General features: G+C 57.6%; 8 protein-coding genes. All 8 read right to left on the reverse strand.

What is annotated here, in order from left to right; genetic code table 11:
* Positions 1–8 precede the first annotated feature (8 nt).
* The 8 genes from ABVN44_RS18700 to nuoI all read right to left on the reverse strand — a co-directional run bounded on the left by ABVN44_RS18700 (position 9) and on the right by nuoI (position 18,371).
* The gene (locus tag ABVN44_RS18700) at positions 9–1,799 is read right to left on the reverse strand and encodes a VWA domain-containing protein (protein WP_023232214.1); all 1,791 of its coding nucleotides are present in this window, start codon (positions 1,797–1,799) and stop codon (positions 9–11) included.
* Between the two features lie 718 nt (positions 1,800–2,517).
* Positions 2,518–11,448 carry an autotransporter-associated beta strand repeat-containing protein gene (locus tag ABVN44_RS18705; protein WP_140044783.1) on the reverse strand — a complete coding sequence of 2,977 codons (8,931 nt, stop codon included), beginning with the start codon at positions 11,446–11,448 and terminating at the stop codon, positions 2,518–2,520.
* 608 nt (positions 11,449–12,056) lie between these two features.
* Complete coding sequence (gene nuoN, locus ABVN44_RS18710) at positions 12,057–13,514, reverse strand: NADH-quinone oxidoreductase subunit NuoN (protein WP_000156667.1); 1,458 nt, start codon at positions 13,512–13,514, stop codon at positions 12,057–12,059.
* Positions 13,515–13,520: 6 nt separating this feature from the next.
* Positions 13,521–15,050, reverse strand: a complete 1,530-nt coding sequence (nuoM, locus tag ABVN44_RS18715; protein WP_023232196.1) for an NADH-quinone oxidoreductase subunit M — start codon at positions 15,048–15,050, stop codon at positions 13,521–13,523.
* Between the two features lie 76 nt (positions 15,051–15,126).
* A complete protein-coding gene (nuoL, locus tag ABVN44_RS18720; RefSeq protein WP_001056582.1) occupies positions 15,127–16,968 on the reverse strand; it encodes an NADH-quinone oxidoreductase subunit L in 1,842 nt (613 codons plus the stop codon).
* On the reverse strand, positions 16,965–17,267 hold the full coding sequence (nuoK, locus tag ABVN44_RS18725; RefSeq protein ID WP_000612687.1) for an NADH-quinone oxidoreductase subunit NuoK: 303 nt from the start codon (positions 17,265–17,267) through the stop codon (positions 16,965–16,967). Before nuoK ends, nuoL begins: the two co-directional genes overlap by 4 nt.
* A complete protein-coding gene (nuoJ, locus tag ABVN44_RS18730) occupies positions 17,264–17,818 on the reverse strand; it encodes an NADH-quinone oxidoreductase subunit J (protein ID WP_000393522.1) in 555 nt (184 codons plus the stop codon). Before nuoJ ends, nuoK begins: the two co-directional genes overlap by 4 nt.
* A gap of 10 nt (positions 17,819–17,828) precedes the next feature.
* Complete coding sequence (nuoI, locus tag ABVN44_RS18735; protein ID WP_000172747.1) at positions 17,829–18,371, reverse strand: NADH-quinone oxidoreductase subunit NuoI; 543 nt, start codon at positions 18,369–18,371, stop codon at positions 17,829–17,831.
* Positions 18,372–18,385: the final 14 nt, after the last annotated feature.

Consider the following 18,385-nt stretch of genomic DNA (forward strand, 5'->3'; position numbering starts at 1 on the left):
CCTGACGCTTAGTGAGACAAGCCTTCCGCCAGTTTTACCAGTTTAATAAACTCCGCGCGATAGCCTTGTCTATCTTCCCCGCGCGCCTGTTCACCCCATTTAATAATTTGCGGCCAGCTCGTATCTGCCAGCGTTTCTGAGCCACGCAGTTTTTGCCCGAAAGCCGCTACCGCCGCGCGGAAACGAAAATCTTCAGAGGCGTCAGCAAAGATCGGCATCTTTCCCATAACGACCGGGAACTCGGCTAATGTACTTTCGCTGGCCTGCGGCGCTTTCCAGCGCAATTTGATCCACGCCAGCTCGCTTGATTTTGTTGGCTTTGAGGCGGCTTTGTCCTGAGCGTAGCGCAGTTTATCCACCGAGGCTTTCTGCCCGTTAAGCGTCAGTTCAAAGAATAGCGTGACGTGTTTACCCGCGCCGATATCACCGGCATCAACCTTATCGTTATTGAAATCCTCGTCGCGCAGTTGGCGTTTTTCATAACCAATCTGCCGGTACTCAGTCACCCACTGCGGATTAAATTCGATTTGCGATTTTACATCTTTGGCAACGGTGACCAGCGTTTGATGCATCTCATCCTTGAGGACTTTTTGCGCCTCGGAGAGGGAGTCGATGTAGCTGTAATTGCCGTTACCCACATCAGCAATTCTTACCATCATGGCTTCGTTGAAATTGTCATCGCCGACGCCCAGCGTAGATAAGGTAATACCTTTCTCGCGCTCTTTTTTTACCAGCGCTTCGATGTCTTTGGGATCGGTAATACCGAGGTTAAAATCACCGTCGGTGGTCAACAAAATGCGGTTAACGCCGCCTTTGATAAACCCTTTTTCGGCCTGCTCGTAGGCTAGTCGTAATCCCGCTTCACCACCGGTACTCCCGTAAGCATCCAGATTATCAATTGCCGCTTTAATCGCGGTTGTGTTATTTCCCGCTGTAGACGCCAGCGCGACGTGAGTGCCGCCCGCGTAGGTCACAATCGTGATGTTATCCTGCGCACGCAGATCGTTCACCAACAGTTTTAGCGCCGACCGGATCAACGGCAGGCGTTCCGCTGGCTGCATAGAGCCGGAAGTATCAATGAGAAAAACCAGGTTGGCAGGTGGCAGTTCACTGGTCTGCATGTCCCGGGCCTGAACATCAACTTTTAATAGCGTACGCTGCGCGTTCCACGGCGAGGGAGCCAGTTCGTATTTAACCGCAAATGGCATCGGTATACAGGCCGCAATGGGTTTAGTGTTATCCTGCTTATCCGCAACGGGCTGAGGCGCGGGAAAATAGTTGAGCATCTCTTCTACCCGCACGGCTTCCGGCGGCGGCAGTTGTCCCTGATTCAGAAAGCGCCGCACGTTAGCGTAGCTGCCAGTGTCTACATCCAGACTAAACGTGGCGAGCGGCGCCTGACTTACCTGTTTAATCGGATTTTCATCGTAGTGTTCGTAACGCGCGGTCCCCATTACATTACCGCCTTGTGCAGCGAACGCTTTTGATGCCGCAGCACGTGTCCGCATTTCATGTTGCGGTGCTTCGGCTGTTGCCAGAGATCCCGCTTTGGCATCTGCCAGGGCTTTGGCTTCAGCTTTCGCTTTATATTCGGCTGCTTTTTTCGCAGCCTGTTGGGCGGCCTCGGCTTGTCTTTTCTGGACAGTGTCATCCCCGGCCTGAGCGCTATTTTCTTTCTGGATAGCCTGCTCCTGTTTTAACTCAGCCGGATTATTTCCCTGCGGGTCGGAGGGCTCCGGCCCACAACCCGAGAGAACAACTCCGCCCAACAACAGCATTAATGTTTTTCCATTAAGCATACAAATTCCTTTTCAATTATATTCGGGTAACTCTCTGCAGATGTCCTGCATTATATTCCGCTTTACTTTTATTATCTGCATGGCGAAAGTAGAAAATAATATTATCTGCGTTAATAACCACCCATAATAAAAAAGATAATTATATTTTTGAGGCAAATAATATTTACGTTTAAGATGAACGGCTTAATCAGTTGCTGGCGTTCGACCCACAGATTCTGCGTGAAGAACACTATTTACAGGTGACCGATTTACCAAAATTGAATATATAAGATGGGGGACTATCTGCACTGTGCCCTCGCCGATACTTCCTTTTACAACCCACCAGACAGCAATCCATTAAGTCGTGCCGACACTCACGTTATTGATGGAAAGATATTATATGCCGCCGTCACATGAAATAATGAAGTGAGCGCGATCGGACGCCCTGAAAAACGCTGACAGAAATACGCTTCAGATCAAATTTTTCCCATTGAAGTCGATGAATAAACATTTATCCGGGAAACGGGTCACGAAAACAGTTGGGAGAGTTGTTCCACTGCCTGCTTGCGGAACCGGATACCGAATGTTGCGTTGCGCTCTACCCAACCTACGCCTCACCCAACGCCTGATGGCGCTTCGCTTATCAGGCCTACGAATTATCCTATATTGATAACCCTGCAGGCCGGATAAGGCGTAGCCGCCATCCGGCATAAATGTTGTACTATGCCTGGTCAGCAACTTACCAGTTATAGCGCATGTTCAGGCTAAAGCTGGCGTCGCCGTAGTCGTTCTTTCCCTTCTGACCGGCGGCCTGGGCGTAGACGCTTAGCCGTTCGCTGACGTTTGCCTGAATCCCCACTTTCACTTCCACGCGGTCGTTCGGCAAATCCTGCGATACCTTCGTGTCGCCAAAGGTGGCCGAGGCATTGTCGCTGGCGTGCAGCCAGTTGACCTCCATAAACGGCTGGATCCTGCCGCTCTCTTTGTACAGTTTACCGTCCACACGCATGCCTAAGCGCGTCGTCCAGCTATCATCGTTCTGGCCGCTGATGCGGGTACCGCCATCGTCAATAACCGTGTCGGCGCTGTAGCGCTGCCAGGTGACCTGCGCCTGCGGTGTCAGGCTGACCGTGTTGCGGTTGCTTAACGCAATATCATAACGATAACCCGTTTCCAGCGAGACGGCGTGCGCGGCGGAGTCGTAACGGCTGGCGCTGAGTCCGTCGTTATCCACGCTGTTGTTGTAAGCGCCGTACTGATACCAGCTATCGATGTAAGCCCCGCGATGGCTTTGCGCATCGGCAAACCAGGTGGCGTAGAGGCCGAGGTTGTAGCCGTCCACGCTACCGTTGGCGGAGAACTGACTGCCGTCCGCCCCCCGGTTGCCGGTGCTGTCGGTGCTGGCGTTGATGTAGCTGCCCATCAGGCCGACGGTGACGCTCTGCGCGCCGTCGCTCCAGGTCAGGATGTCGCCGCCGAGCTGGAACTGCGAGTAGTCGCTGTCGATATCTACATTGCCGTTAACCGCCTGCGATTCGGCTTTACCGGCCTTAAAACGCATCCAGACGCTGCCGTCGGCGGAACGGTACTGGCTGCCTTCCCGGTCGTAGAGGGTCTGCATTTGCAGGTTGCGCGCCATCCACTGGTTGCCGAGATAAACGCCAATGTCGGCGCGGTACTGCGGTGCCACGGGCGTGACGTCGCCGCCGTCAGGCGGAGTGATATCGCCGTCATCGTCCGGCGGGGTGACATCGCCGCCATCGTCCGGCGGAGTGACATCGCCGCCATCGTCCGGCGGGGTGACATCGCCGCCGTCGTCAGGCGGGGTGACATCGCCGCCGTCGTCCGGCGGAGTGACGTCACCGCCGTCGTCCGGCACGTCATCAGACTCGGAGCGCAAGTACCAGTCGCCGCCGTCTTGTTTCAGCGTGTAGGTCCATGCGTTAATATCAACATGCCCTTTGTAGAGCGTAAAATCACCGTCGGACTGACCGCCCACCTCAATGACTTCAATACCGTTAACCGTTTGTGCGCCCAGGCCATTGACGTTGGTGATATGCAGCGTGGTGCTGCCGGCGGTGTCGCCGGTGACGATCAGTTTATCGGTGGGCGAGCTGTCATCGCCCAGTTGGGTATTGAGATAGAGATGACCGTCGTTGCCGGTATAGTTTCCCGCGATCGTCAGCGTATTGTTGGGCTGGTCGCTGCCGCTTATCATCGCGCTGCTGTTGACGACATCGCCGTTGACAGTGAACGTATCGACAAAGTACAGGCTGCCCAGATTGTTAACATGGCCGTTCACCGTGGCGTTGTGGCCGCCAAAGGCGGCGTTCGCGGCGATATTAACCGCCTGCGCGCTCCCCGCAGAGCCGATAGTCGCCGTTTCGGCCAGCCATAGCGCGCCCTCCTGCACGTCGGTGTCGCCGCTGTAGGTGTTTTGCGCCCCCAGGATCAGCGTGCCAGCGCCCCGTTTGATGAGCGATTTGCCGTCCCAGTCGGTGGCGCTGTCGGGATTGAGCGTGGCGTCAACGTCCGTCAGCGCGGTGTTCAGCGTGAAGCTGTGACCTTGCTCGCTCAGGGTGAAGGTACCGTGGGCGTCGGTGGCGGCGTTGTCGCTGTCGGCATACCAGGACAACGAGGCGGTTACGTCATAGCGGGTGTCGTCGGCGGCGTTCACGCGCCCATCGACGGTAAGAAAATCCACCTGTTTGGCGTCCATACCGGCTACGGTGAATTGCGCAAAATCGCTATTGATGGCGCTGTCCGTGTCAATCAGCGTGTAGGCGTACGCGTCGCGGGTCCAGGATTTCGCCACGTTGCCGATGCCGGTAATATCCAGCGTACCGCCCAGGTTGGCGTGGTCGGCGGTGACAATGGCGCCGCTGTTGCTGTCGGTCAGGTGTACGGCCAGGGTGCTGTTCGCCTCCTGCGTTAGCGTATTTGCCCGCAATGTGCTGCCTGCGCCAATTGCGGTGGTGGCGTTATCGTGAGTGGTGAGATTTGCCGTAACGAACTGGCCGCTGGCGTTCAGTTGCAGGCTGGCGTAATTGTCGATATTGCCGCTACCCAGCGCCTCAACGTTGCTGGCGATCAGCGTGCCGCCGCTGATGGTGGTGCCGCCGGTATAAGTATTGCTGCCGGAGAGCGTGAGCGTCTTGTCGCCGGATTTCACCACCTGCCCGCTACCGCTGATGGCGTTGTCGAACGTGCCGCCGGTGTTCAGTTCCAGCACGGCGTTGTCGGTGACGTCGCCACTTCCCAGCGCATCAACGCTAGTGGCAATCAGCGTGCCGCCGCTGATGGTGGTGCCGCCGGTATAAGTATTGCTGCCGGAGAGTGTGAGCGCGTCGTCGCCGGATTTCACCACCTGGCCGCTGCCACTGATGGCGTTGTCGAACGTGCCGCCGGTGTTCAGCTCCAGAGTGGCGTTGTTGGTAACATCGCCGGTGCCCAGCGCCTCAAGGTTAGTGGCAACCAGCGTGCCGCCGCTGATAAGGGTGCCATCGGTGTAAGAATTGGTGCCGGAAAGCGTGAGCGTCTCGTCGCCGGATTTCACCACCTGCCCGCTGCCGCTGATGGCGTTGTCAAAATCGCCGCCGGTGTTCAGTTCCAGCACGGCGTTGTCGGTGACGTCGCCACTTCCCAGCGCATCAACGCTAGTGGCAATCAGCGTGCCGTCGTTGATGGTGGTGCCGCCGGTATAAGTATTGCTGCCGGAAAGCGTGAGCGTCTCGTCGCCGGATTTCACCACCTGCCCGCTGCCGCTGATGGCGTTGTCGAACGTGCCGCCGGTGTTCAGTTCCAGCACGGCGTTGTCGGTGACGTCGCCAGTGCCCAGCGCGTTTACATCGTTGGCGACCAGCGTGCCGCTGCTGATAAGGGTGCCGCCGGTGTAAGAATTGGCACCGGAGAGTGTGAGCGTCTCGTCGCCGGATTTTTCCACCTGCCCGCTGCCGCTGATGGCGTTGTCAAAATCACCACCGGTGTTCAGCTCCAGCACGGCGTTGTCGGTGACATCGCCGGTACCCAGCGCCTCAACGTTGCTGGCGATCAGCGTGCCGCCGCTGATAAGGGTGCCGCCGGTGTAAGAATTGGCACCGGAAAGCGTGAGCGTCTCGTCGCCGGATTTCACCACCTGCCCGCTGCCGCTGATGGCGTTGGTAAAGTCACCGCCGGTGTTCAGTTCCAGCACGGCGTCGTTAGTGACGTCGCCGCTGCCCAGCGCCTCAACGTTGCTGGCGACCAGCGTGCCGCCGCTGATAAGGGTACCGCCGGTATAAGTATTGCTGCCGGAAAGCGTGAGCGTCTCGTCGCCGGATTTCACCACCTGCCCGCTGCCGCTGATGGCGTTGTCAAAATCGCCGCCGGTGTTCAGTTCCAGCACGGCGTCGTTGGTGACGTCGCCGGTACCCAGCGCCTCAACGTTGCTGGCGACCAGCGTGCCGCCACTGATGATGGTGCCGCCAGTGTAAGTATTGCTGCCGGAAAGCGTGAGCGTGTCGTCGCCGGATTTGACCACCTGGCCGCTGCCGCTGATGGCGTTGTCGAACGTGCCGCCGGTGTTCAGCTCCAGCGTGGCGTCGTCGGTGACGTCGCCACTGCCCAGCGCGTCAACGTTAGTGGCGACCAGCGTGCCGCCGCTGATGAGCGTGCCGCCGCTGTAGCTGTTGGTGCCGGAAAGCGTGAGCATCTTGTCGCCGGATTTGACCACCTGACCGCTGCCGCTGATGGCGTTGTCGAACGTGCCGCCGGTGTTCAGCTCCAGCGTAGCGTCGTCGGTGACGTCGCCGCTGCCCAGCGCGTCAACGTTAGTGGCGACCAGCGTGCCGCCGCTGATGGTGGTGCCGACGGTATAGGTGTTTTCCGCATTCAGGATCAGCGTGCCTGCGCCCTGTTTGATCAGCGATGTGCCGTCCCAGCCGGTGGCGCTGTCGGGATCGAGCGTGGCGTCAACGTTTTCCAGCACCGTATTGACCGCAAAACTGCCGTCGGCATTGGTCAGGTTAAACGTGCCGTGGGCGTCGGTAACGGCGTCGTCGCGGTCGGCATACCATGTCAGGGCGGTGGTCAGTTCGTACTGCTTGCCCGTGTCATCAATGCGGCCATCGACGGTGATAAAGTCGGCCAGATCGGCGTCCATTCCGGCGACGGTAAGCTTTTCAAAATCGCCCGCAATGGTTTTGTCTGACGCGATCAGGGTGAAGGTATCCAGATCGTCCGTGCTGGCGGGATCGCTGTCCAGCACATCGCCGACGCCGGTGATATCCAGCGTACCGGCCAGCGAGACCTGAGAAGCGGCGTGGATAACAGGATCGGCGGTGTTGCTGTTCAGGTTGATGGTCAGCGTGCTATCGCTTTTTTGCGTCAGCGTGGTCGCCTGTAACGTGCTGCCTGCGCCGATTTCGGTGTTGCCGCCGCTTTCGGTGGTGAGATCCGTTACCGCAAACTGGCCGCTGGCGTCCAGCAACAGGCTGGCGCGGTTGTCGATAGCGCCCGTACCCAGCGCGTTGACGTGAGTGGCAATCAGCGTGCCGCCGCTGATGGTGGTGCCGCCGGTATAAGTATTGGTGCCGGAAAGCGTGAGCGTCTCGTCGCCGGATTTCACCACCTGCCCGCTGCCGCTGATGGCGTTGTCAAAATCACCGCCGGTGTTCAGTTCCAGCGTGGCGTTGTCGGTAATGTCGCCGCTGCCCAGCGCCTCAACGTTGCTGGCGACCAGCGTGCCGCCGCTGATGGTGGTGCCGCCGGTATAAGAATTGGCTCCGGAGAGCGTGAGCGTCTTGTCGCCGGATTTCACCACCTGGCCGCTGCCGCTGATGGCGTTGTCAAAATCACCGCCGGTGTTCAGTTCCAGCACGGCGTCGTTGGTAACGTCGCCGCTGCCCAGCGCCTCAACGTTGCTGGCGACCAGCGTACCGTCGCTGATAAGGGTGCCGCCGGTGTAGCTGTTGTTGCCAGAAAGCGTGAGCGCGTCGTCGCCGGATTTCACCACCTGGCCGCTGCCGCTGATGGCGTTGTCAAAATCACCGCCGGTGTTCAGCTCCAGCGTGGCGTTGTCGGTGACGTCGCCGCTGCCCAGCGCCTCAACGTTGCTGGCGACCAGCGTGCCGCCGCTGATGGTGGTGCCGCCGGTGTAAGAATTGGCGCCGGAGAGAGTGAGCATCTCGTCGCCGGATTTCACCACCTGGCCGCTGCCGCTGATGACGTTGTCGAACGTGCCGCCGGTGTTCAGCTCCAGCGTGGCGTTGTCGGTGACGTCGCCGCTGCCCAGCGCCTCAACGTTGGTGGCGACCAGCGTGCCGCCGCTGATGGTGGTGCCGCCGGTATAAGAATTGGCGCCGGAGAGCGTGAGCGTCTTGTCGCCGGATTTCACCACCTGGCCGCTGCCGCTGATGGCGTTGTCAAAATCGCCGCCGGTGTTCAGCTCCAGCGTGGCGTTGTCGGTGACATTGCCGGTACCCAGCGCCTCAACGTTGTTGGCGACCAGCGTACCCTCGCTGATGGTGGTGCCGCCGGTATAGGTGTTTTCCGCATTCAGGATCAGCGTGCCTGCGCCGGTTTTGGTAAGCGACTGGCCGTTCCAGCCGCTGTTAGCGTCAACATTTTCCAGCACCGTGTTGACCGTAAAGCTGTCGTCGGCATCCGCCAGGTTGAAGGTGCCGTGGGCGTCGATGGCGGCGTTGTAGCGATCGGCATACCACGTCAACGTCTCGACCAGATCATAGTGTGTGTCATTGACGTTTTTCTGCCCCACGACGGTAATGAACGCGTCCGGGTTCATGGCGTTGCCGTTGATAGTGATGCCGTCAAAATCGCCGCTAATGGCGTTGTCCGATTCGATAAGCGCCAGGGAGATCAGATCGTCGGTGCTGCGTATCGGCTCCTGGCTGGCTGGCGAGGCGACATTCAGCGTGCCGTCCAGATTAACGTTTTTTGCGCGGATGGCGGGGCCGCTGGTCGCCGTCAAATCGGCCGTCAGCGTGCTGCCGTCCTGCTGGGTCAGGGTATTGGCCTGTAGCGTGCTGCCCGCGCCGATTTCAACGGTGGCGCCGCTGTGGGTGGTGAGATCCGCCACGATAAAGGGATCGCTGGCGCTTGCCGCGTCCAGTTTGAGGTAAGCGCGGTTGTCGATATTGCCGCTGCCCAGCGCGCCGCCAGCGGTGGCGGTCAGCGTTCCCTCTGCAATGGTGGTGCCGCCGCTGTAGCTGTTGTTGTTACTGAGCGTCAGCTCGCCGCCGCCCTGTTTTACCACGTTGCCGCTACCGCTGATGACGCTGCCGTAGGCGGCGGCATCGCTGCGGTTAAACGTCAGCGTGCCATTATCAACGATGTCGCCGTTAAACGTGCCCAGCGTGCCGCTGTTGCCAATCTGTAGCGTCGTGCCGCTATCGACGGTCGCGCCTTTGGCGGTCATCGCGCCGTTCAGTATCAGCGTGCCGGATTTTACCCAAAGCGCGCTGTTGGTCGTTCCCGAGAGGTTCATCGTCGCGCCCGACAGCGTCCAGTCGCCGCTGCTGGTCACGCTGTTCAGGCCGCTGATGCTGCTGCCCAGTGTACCCTCTCCGTCCAGAATCAGATTATTGTTGGCGCTGGCGCTGTTGTTGTCGTCGGTAATGCTGCCGGATATCTCCGTACCGGTATTGAGGGTGAGGGTGTTGTTCTTGCTGCCGCTATTGATGAGAATGGCGTTGGTTCCGCCGGTTATTTTCCCCTGATTGGTCAGGGTGTTGCCGGAGCCGCTAATGGTTACGCCATTGGTGTCGCCCAGGATTGCTCCCGCATTGGCGAGCGTATTGTTATTGCCGTGGAACTGAACGGCGGTATTTGCCGTGATGGAGCCGCCCGCCAGGTTATTGAGCGTGTGGCCCGTGGTGACGTAGACGCCGAATACCGAGGAGTCCATCGTGCCGCTGTTGTTAATCGTGACGGCGCCGCCGTGGGCATAGACGCTCGCGTCCCCGGCGCCTTTACCCGTTGTGGTAATGGTGCCGGTGTTGGTGATAGTGCCGCTGGTGCCGCTATAGTAATGGATGCCGTAAGAGATACTGGAGCCGGTCGCCGTGATGCTGCCGCCATTGGTGACGTTGTTGGCGCCGCTGTTAATCAGGATGCCGTTGTCTTTGGCGACGATAGCGCTTCCGCTTTCGGTCGTTATCTGGTTATTGCCGCCAGCGATACTGATGCCGGTGCTGGTGGTGGTGATCTTACTTCCACTTTTGGCCGTGATCTGGTTGCCGCTGCCTTTACTGACGCGGATACCATTTTTGCCTGAAATTTCACCGCCTGAGGTGGTGACGATATTGTTATTGCCGCTGATAAGGAGGCCGTCGCTTACGCCGGTCATCTTCCCCTGGTTGGTGATGGTATTGCCGTTGCCATTAATCGCCACCGCCGTGTTGGCCGAAATTGCGCCCCCAGCCTGGTTATTGAGCGTATGGCCTTTGGAACGTGCCGAGTCGAGATAGACGCCATAGACGGTGGAACTCATGGTTCCGCTGTTGTTGACGACGGTGCCGTCGCCGTTGCCGTGGACATAAACGCTGGCGTCTCCTGCGCCGCCGCCCGTGGTGGTAATGGAGCCGGTATTGGTGATAACGCCGCCGGAGGTACTTTCGCCATAATGGATGCCGTAAGTATTGGCGGTGCCATACGCGGAAATCGTGCCGTCATTGGTGACGAGGTTGTTGGCGCCCGCTTTAAGTTCCATGGCGGCGGACTGGATGCCGACGAGGCTGCTGTTTCCCGCCGTGATCACCCCGCCGGCGCGGTTGATCACTTCAAAATGCGCGCCGTGATAGAGCGCAACGGCAATAAAATCAGACTGCAAAAGACCGCTATTATCAACAGAAACATAATCGCCCGCCGCGATATCATCAAAGGTATGGGCATAAATCGCCGCATCCTCAATCTCGCCTGAACCATCGCTGGCCGTGGTGATAATGGTGCCGGTATTGACAATCGTACCGTAAGCGCCGCCCCGAAGCTCGACGCCATAAGAGCGCCAGGAGCCATCGGAGTTAATCGTCCCGCCGTTGGTGATGTGGACCTCGCCGCTCTGGACGATCACCCCGGAAACGCCTTTCAACACACCGTTTTCGCTGCTGACATAACTGCCGCCGTTGAGCATATAAATGGCGGCATCTATTTCGGGGGCGCCGAGGTCGAGATTATGAACGTAGATTGCGCTGTTCTCGATCCGGCCATCATTGATCACGCTGCCGCCGTTTTGAAGCAATATCGTTCCATCCGCGCTGGAACCGGTGATCGTCCCCTGGTTATGTACGCTGGTGGCGCCCGTTAACGAATCCAGGTTCATCGCCTGGCTGTCGATCAGGCTGCTCCCCACGACAGCGCCGCTTTCAATCAGCAGATCCCAGTCGTTGCTGTTATCGCCGACGATGGCGGCGCTGGCCGCTGTGTCGGTGGCGATGGTATTGCCCGCTTCCACGACAAACGGCGTAGCGCCTGACAGGGTGTAGGTGGTGGTCTGGGAGGGAATGGAAACTCGCGTTTCCTCTGCGACGGCGGGGGCAGCATCCATCGCCAGCAGAGTTACCGCGCACGAGGCGCTGACGCTGACGATAGCGCGGCTACCGCTGCGCGCCAGTTCGGAGGTGACAATATACATGCCGCGGGCGGCGTTCCATATAATATTGTAGGTTTTGTTCACTTACGATGTCCTTATGTTCTTTTTGTCCTTTCTGTTTACCTCCGTGAAGCAGCACAAAACCCGGCTATATCGGAGTAACGTTTACGGCATAATAAATCGTAATTTGTCATTTTATTAAAATTTATAAATGAACATTAGCATGACATGATATGTAAATAAATTTATTTAACGATTATATGCACTTAGAGGTTGCAGTAATAATTAGTAATTCTACCGTTTGGATTCATGTAAATTAAATAAATCAAAATAACATTACTGCGAATTATATTAACAAAGCTGACTGGTTTTGAATTTTATCGCTTCAGTCTATTATTCAGGGGGAATATAGAGGAGATGTGAATATAATAGCGCCTGGCGGCGCTGTCGGATTGCTGACAAAGGGGAATACAACGTTGATGCCGGATGGCGACTACGCCTTATCCGGCATCTGGTTCTGTGTTCGTTGGAAAAGTGTTGGGTTTCGGCTACGCCTCACCCAACGAGTCTATGGTCTCTATGCGTCACAGGTTTTCATAAGTTGGATGCAATCCAACATTTAGAGGCTCCGGTGTTGGTCATCAGCCTCAACCGCCGATAAATCGGCGGTTATTGACATCATCAACGCGGCATTACATCAGTGGCATCGCCAGTTGCACAAGGCTAATCAGCGGCTGCGGCCAGACGCCCAGTACCAACACCAGCAACGCGGAGATCAGCACCACGATACCGCCTGCGCTGTACTGCCAGTTTGTCGGCGCGTCGCGTCCCGGTTGCTGCGGCGCGTGCAGGTAGAGACTCACCGCAACACGCAGGTAGTAGTACAAACCAATCGCGGAACCCACCACCACGGCGGCGACCAGCCACCACAGGCTGGCCTGAACGCCGACCGCCAGCACGTAGAATTTGCCGATAAAGCCCAGCGTCATCGGGATACCTGCCAGCGACAGCATCATCACCGTCATCACCGCGGCAAGAACCGGGCGGTGCCAGAATAGACCACGGTAAGAGTACAGAGAATCCGCATCCGGGCCGCGGAACGGGCTGGACATCAGGCTGACCACGCCAAACGCGCCGAGGCTGCTGAACAGATAACCGGCCAGATAAACGCCTACCGCTTCCATCGACATCTCGCCGCTCTGCAGGGCAATCAGCGCCACCAGCAGATAGCCGAGGTGAGAGATAGAAGAGTAACCGAGCAGACGTTTGATGTTGGTCTGGCTCAGCGCCATCAGGTTACCGAAGATGATAGAGGCAAAGGCGATAATGCCCAGCACCACGCGTACCGCTTCGCTGTCGCCTACCGGCGCATAGAGGAACAGACGCATCACCACGCCGAAGATAGCGATTTTGCTCGCCGTCGCCAGGAAGGTGGAAACCGGCGCAGGCGCGCCCTGGTAAACGTCTGGCGTCCACAGGTGGAACGGCACCAGAGAGAGTTTAAAGCCCAGACCGACAATCATCAGGCCAAAGCCCGCCAGCAGCAACGGCTCGTGCAGCATACCATCGCCGAGGCTCTTACCGAGCGCTTCGAAAGACAGGTTGCCGGACTGCGCATAGACCAGCGCCATCCCGAACAGCAGGAAAGACGAGGCGGCGGCGGAGAGGATGGTGTATTTGATACTGGCTTCCAGCGAGCGTTTCTGGCGGAAAGCATAACCAATCAGGCCGAACAGCGGCAGTGAGATCAGTTCAATACCGAGGAACAGCGCCGCCAGATGGTTGGCGTTCGCCAGCAGAATTCCGCCCAGGCTGGCGATTAACACCAGCAGGTAGAACTCTTCCTGGTTATCGTTATAGCCTTCCAGCCACGGGTAGGCAAAGGTACAGGTGGCGAGGCTCGCCAGCAGCACCAGCCCGGTGTAGAGCATCGCAAAGCCGTCAACGCGCATCAGCGGCGTGACGTCCATTGCCCCGGCCTGGCCGACAAACCAAAGCGAAACCAGAGCAGCGTTAAGCCCAATGACCGACAGCGTGGCATTGAGGAAGTGATTGCGTCGCCACGCAATGGAGAGCATCACAACCACCACCGTCAAGCCGACGATCAGCAGCGGTAGCAGCGCAATCAGGTGTTGTGGAGTTATTGTCATGGCGATTTACGGCCTTGTAGTAGTAACGGAATTAACAAACCACTGCTGGATGTTGCTCATCGCAGAATGCGAGGTATCCAGAATCGGCTGCGGATAGAAGCCAAGCAGTACCAGAAGCACCACCAGCAACAGAATGATAAACAGCTCGCGCAGCGACATCCCTGGCAGTTCTACACTGGCAATCTGGCTCTTCGCTTTACCAAAGTAAGCGCGATGCAGCATCGCCAGCGAGTATACAGAGGCGAATACCAGCCCAAAGGTGGAGATCACGGTAATCATCGGCACCACCTGGTAGCTGCCGAACAGAATCATAAATTCGCCGACAAAGTTACCGGTGCCCGGCATCCCGAGCGTCGCCACCGCAAAGAACATAGACAGCGCAGGCAACCATTTCATTTTGCCCCACAGGCCGCCCATCATACGCATGTCACGCGTATGCAGACGTTCGTACAACTGGCCACACAGAATGAACAGACCGGCTGCGGACAAACCGTGCGCAATCATCTGGATCACCGCCCCCTGGTAAGCCAGTTGGCTGCCGGTGTAGATAGCAATCAGTACGAAGCCCATGTGCGATACGGAGGTGTAAGCGATCAGACGTTTGATATCGTACTGATTAAAGGCCATCCACGCGCCGTAGAAGATACCGATAACGCCAAGCCACATGGCGATAGGCGCAAACTCCGCCGACGCGTTCGGGAACAGCGGCAGAGAGAAACGCAGCAGACCGTAGGCTGCGGTTTTCAGCAGGATCCCCGCCAGGTCAACGGAACCCGCGGTCGGTGCCTGGGAGTGCGCATCCGGCAACCACCCGTGCAGCGGAACCACCGGCATTTTCACCGCGAAGGCGATGAAGAAGCCCAGCATCAGCAGATATTCCACACCGTGGGACATCGGCGTATTCAGCAGCTCTTCATAGTTGAAGGTCCAGACGCCGGTCGCTTTATAGTGCACAAACACCAGCGCCAGGATGGCAATCAACATCACCAGACCACTCGCCTGGGTATAAATGAAGAACTTGGTCGCCGCAGTGATACGCGTTTTACCGTCAGAAGCTTTATGCCCCCACAGCGCGATCAGGAAGTACATCGGCACCAGCATCATTTCCCAGAAGAAGAAGAACAGGAACATGTCGATGGCCAGGAACACGCCGATAACGCCGCCTAAGATCCACATCAGGTTCAGGTGGAAGAAGCCCTGATATTTTTCGATTTCTCGCCAGGAGCAAAGCACCGCCAGAACGCCGAGCAGGCCGGTCAGCACCACCATTAGCAGCGACAGTCCGTCGAGCGCCAGATGGATAGAGATGCCAAAACGCGGGATCCACGGCAGGACAAATTCAGATTGCCACTGCGGAATACCGGCGGATTGCGTCAGTGAATAGCCGCCCTGCAACCACAATTGCAGACCGAGCGCCAGCGTCAGCCCCATGGTAATCAGCGCTATCCAGCGCGGCACCTTCACGCCAAAGCGTTCGGTCTGCCAGCACAGAAAGCCGCCGATAAAGGGAATCAATATTAGCCAGGGTAGTAACATGGCGATTTTTATTCCTTTTTAAGGCCTCTGACAGAGGCCTGATTTTCAACGAATTTGGATAAAATTCACTTTACGATCAACGCAGTACCATCAGCAGCGCCAGCACCACAACCGCGCCGATGCTCATGGATGCCACATACCAGCGCAAATAACCGTTCTCGCTCAGTACCAGGCCTTTGCCTGCAAAACGGGAAAGGATAGCCGGAATGTTCATCAACGCATTAAGCGGGTCGCGCTTCAGCAGCCAGGCGATACCGAGGAATGGCTTGACGAATACTTTGTCGTACAGCCAGTCAAAGCCCCAGGCGTTATACCACCAGGTACCCAGCAGACGGCCCGGCGCGCTGTTGGCGATCGACGTCACCAGCGTGCGTTTACCCAGCCACAGCCATGCGGCAATCAGGATGCCGGCAATCGCCACTACGCCAGAGGTAATTTCCAGCGTCATGACGCGCCCATGCGCTAGTTCAGTTGTCTGCGGCAGCACCCCCTGCAATGGCGGCACAATCAGCGCGCCAACAAAGGTAGACAGAATCATCAGGACAATCAGCGGCAGATGGTGGGTAATCCCCTTCCCTGCATGAGCATGAATTTGTTCTTTCCCGTGGAATACGATGAAAATCATCCGGAAGGTGTACAAGGAGGTCATGAACGCGCCGACCAGACCCGCCACCATCAGGTTGATATGACCGTTAGCCATCGCCCCGGCCAGGATCTCATCCTTACTGAAGAAGCCCGCAGTGACCAGCGGCAGCGCCGACAGCGCCGCGCCCCCCACCAGGAAGCAGGCATACACCAGTGGAATGGACTTACGCAGACCGCCCATCTTAAAGATGTTCTGTTCGTGATGGCAGGCCAGAATCACCGAGCCGGAGGCCAGGAACAGCAGCGCTTTAAAGAAGGCGTGCGTCATCAGGTGGAAAATCGCCGCATCCCACGCCTGTACGCCCAGCGCCAGGAACATGTAGCCAATCTGGCTCATGGTGGAATAGGCCAGCACGCGTTTGATGTCGGTCTGCACCAGCGCGGCGAAACCCGCCATGACCAGCGTAATCGCCCCGATAATGCCCACCAGATGCAGAATTTCCGGGGTCATCAGGAACAGACCATGGGTACGAGCGATCAGGTAGACACCGGCGGTGACCATGGTAGCGGCGTGGATCAGCGCGGAGACCGGCGTCGGACCGGCCATCGCGTCGGCAAGCCAGGTCTGCAACGGTAGCTGCGCAGATTTACCGACCGCGCCGCCCAGCAGCATCAGCGTCGCCCACATCAGCATGTTGTTGCCGTCAGCAAAGTGCGCTGGCGCCAGCTCGACCATTTCGCGGAAGTTCAGCGTGCCCAGTTCGTTGTAGAGGATGAACAGCGCGAAGGCGAGGAATACGTCACCGACACGGGTCACCACGAAGGCTTTCATTGCCGCCGCGCCATTCTTCGGATCGCTGTAATAGAAGCCGATCAACAGATAAGAGCACAGGCCCACGCCTTCCCAGCCGAGGTACATCAACAGCAGGTTATCGGACAGCACCAGAACAACCATGCTGGCGATAAACAGGTTGGTATAAGCGAAGAAGCGGGAGTAACCCTCTTCTCCACGCATGTACCAGGACGCGAACATGTGGATCAGGAAGCCGACGCCGGTGACCACAGAGAGCATGGTCAGCGACAGGCCGTCCAGCACCAGGTTAAAACCGATGTTGAAGTTACCGACCGACATCCACGTCCACAGCGGCTGGCTGAACGCCTGTTTGCCGTTGGCGAAGAAATCCATTCCGACAAACGCTGTCACCAACGCCGCCAGACCAACGGAACCCACGCCAATGGTCGCGGAGAGATTTTCCGACCAGCGTCCGCGAGAGAACGCCAGCAGTACAAAGCCAATCAATGGCAGAATAATGGTTAAGGCAAGCATGTTCATCCACGCATCTCACTTACTGAATCGATGTTCAGGTTCTGGCGACGGCGATGGAGTTGCAGCAACAGCGCAAGTCCAATACTCGCTTCCGCAGCCGCAAGGCTGATGGCGAGAATGTACATCACCTGACCATCGGTCTGGCCCCAGTAGCTCCCGGCGACCACAAAGGCCAGCGCGGAGGCGTTAATCATGATTTCCAGCCCGATCAGCATAAACAGCAGATTGCGGCGGATAACCAGACCGGTTAAACCCAGGACGAATAAAATCGCAGCGAGGATCAGTCCGTGTGTTAAGGGGATCATGCGCGCTCCTCCGTTTTTCTTTTCGCGCGGTCATCGGCGCGGTTGCTTAGCACTTCGCCCGCACGCTCTTCACGACCGACGTGGAACGCCACCACCAGGCCTGCCAGCAGCAGCATCGACGCCAGTTCGACCGCCAGAACATAAGGCCCGAACAGCGTAATGCCCACCGCTTTCGCGCTAATCGGCGTGCCGTCGATGCCCTGGTCGTTAACGCCCAGAATGGCGTACACAATGACCGCCAGCATAATGGCCGACAAAACCGCCGGACCAATCCACACCTGCGGCTTCAGCCACTGGCGTTCCTGTTCGATTTCGCTGCCGCCGAGGTTGAGCATCATCACCACGAACACAAACAGCACCATGATGGCGCCTGCGTAGACGATAATTTCCAGCGCACCGGCAAAATAAGCGCCCAGCGAAAAGAACACCCCGGAAATCGCCAGTAGCGATATCACCAGATACAACAGCGCGTGTACCGGATTGGTATGGGTGATCACTCGCAGGGTCGCGAGGATGGCTATCAGGCCACAGATATAAAAAGCGAATTCCATTGCCCTCTCCTTACGGTAACAGGCTCTTGACGTCGATAGGCTTGGCTTCGTTCTCTGCTTCGCCTTTATCTTTGCCGTCGATTGCCATACCCGCCATCCGGTAGAAGTTATATTCCGGGTATTTGCCCGGACCGGAAATCAGCAGATCCTCTTTTTCGTACACCAGATCCTGACGTTTGTATTCGCCCAGTTCGAAGTCCGGGGTCAACTGAATCGCCGTGGTCGGGCACGCTTCTTCGCACAGGCCGCAGAAGATGCAGCGTGAGAAGTTAATGCGGAAAAATTCCGGATACCAGCGGCCGTCTTTGGTCTCTGCTTTTTGCAGAGAGATACAGCCTACCGGACAGGCTACCGCGCACAGGTTACAGGCAACGCAGCGCTCTTCACCGTCCGGGTCGCGCGTGAGCACGATACGACCACGGTAACGGGGCGGTAAATAGACCGGCTCTTCCGGATACATCCGCGTTTCGCGTTTGGCGAACGCATGCAGGCCGATCATCCAGATACTGCGTACCTGAGTGCCGAAACCCACTAATAATTCTTTTAAGGTCATGGTCTTTGTGTCCC

It is taken from the genome of Salmonella sp. SJTUF15570 (genome assembly GCF_043357055.1).
Taxonomy (GTDB): Bacteria; Pseudomonadota; Gammaproteobacteria; order Enterobacterales; family Enterobacteriaceae; genus Salmonella; species Salmonella enterica.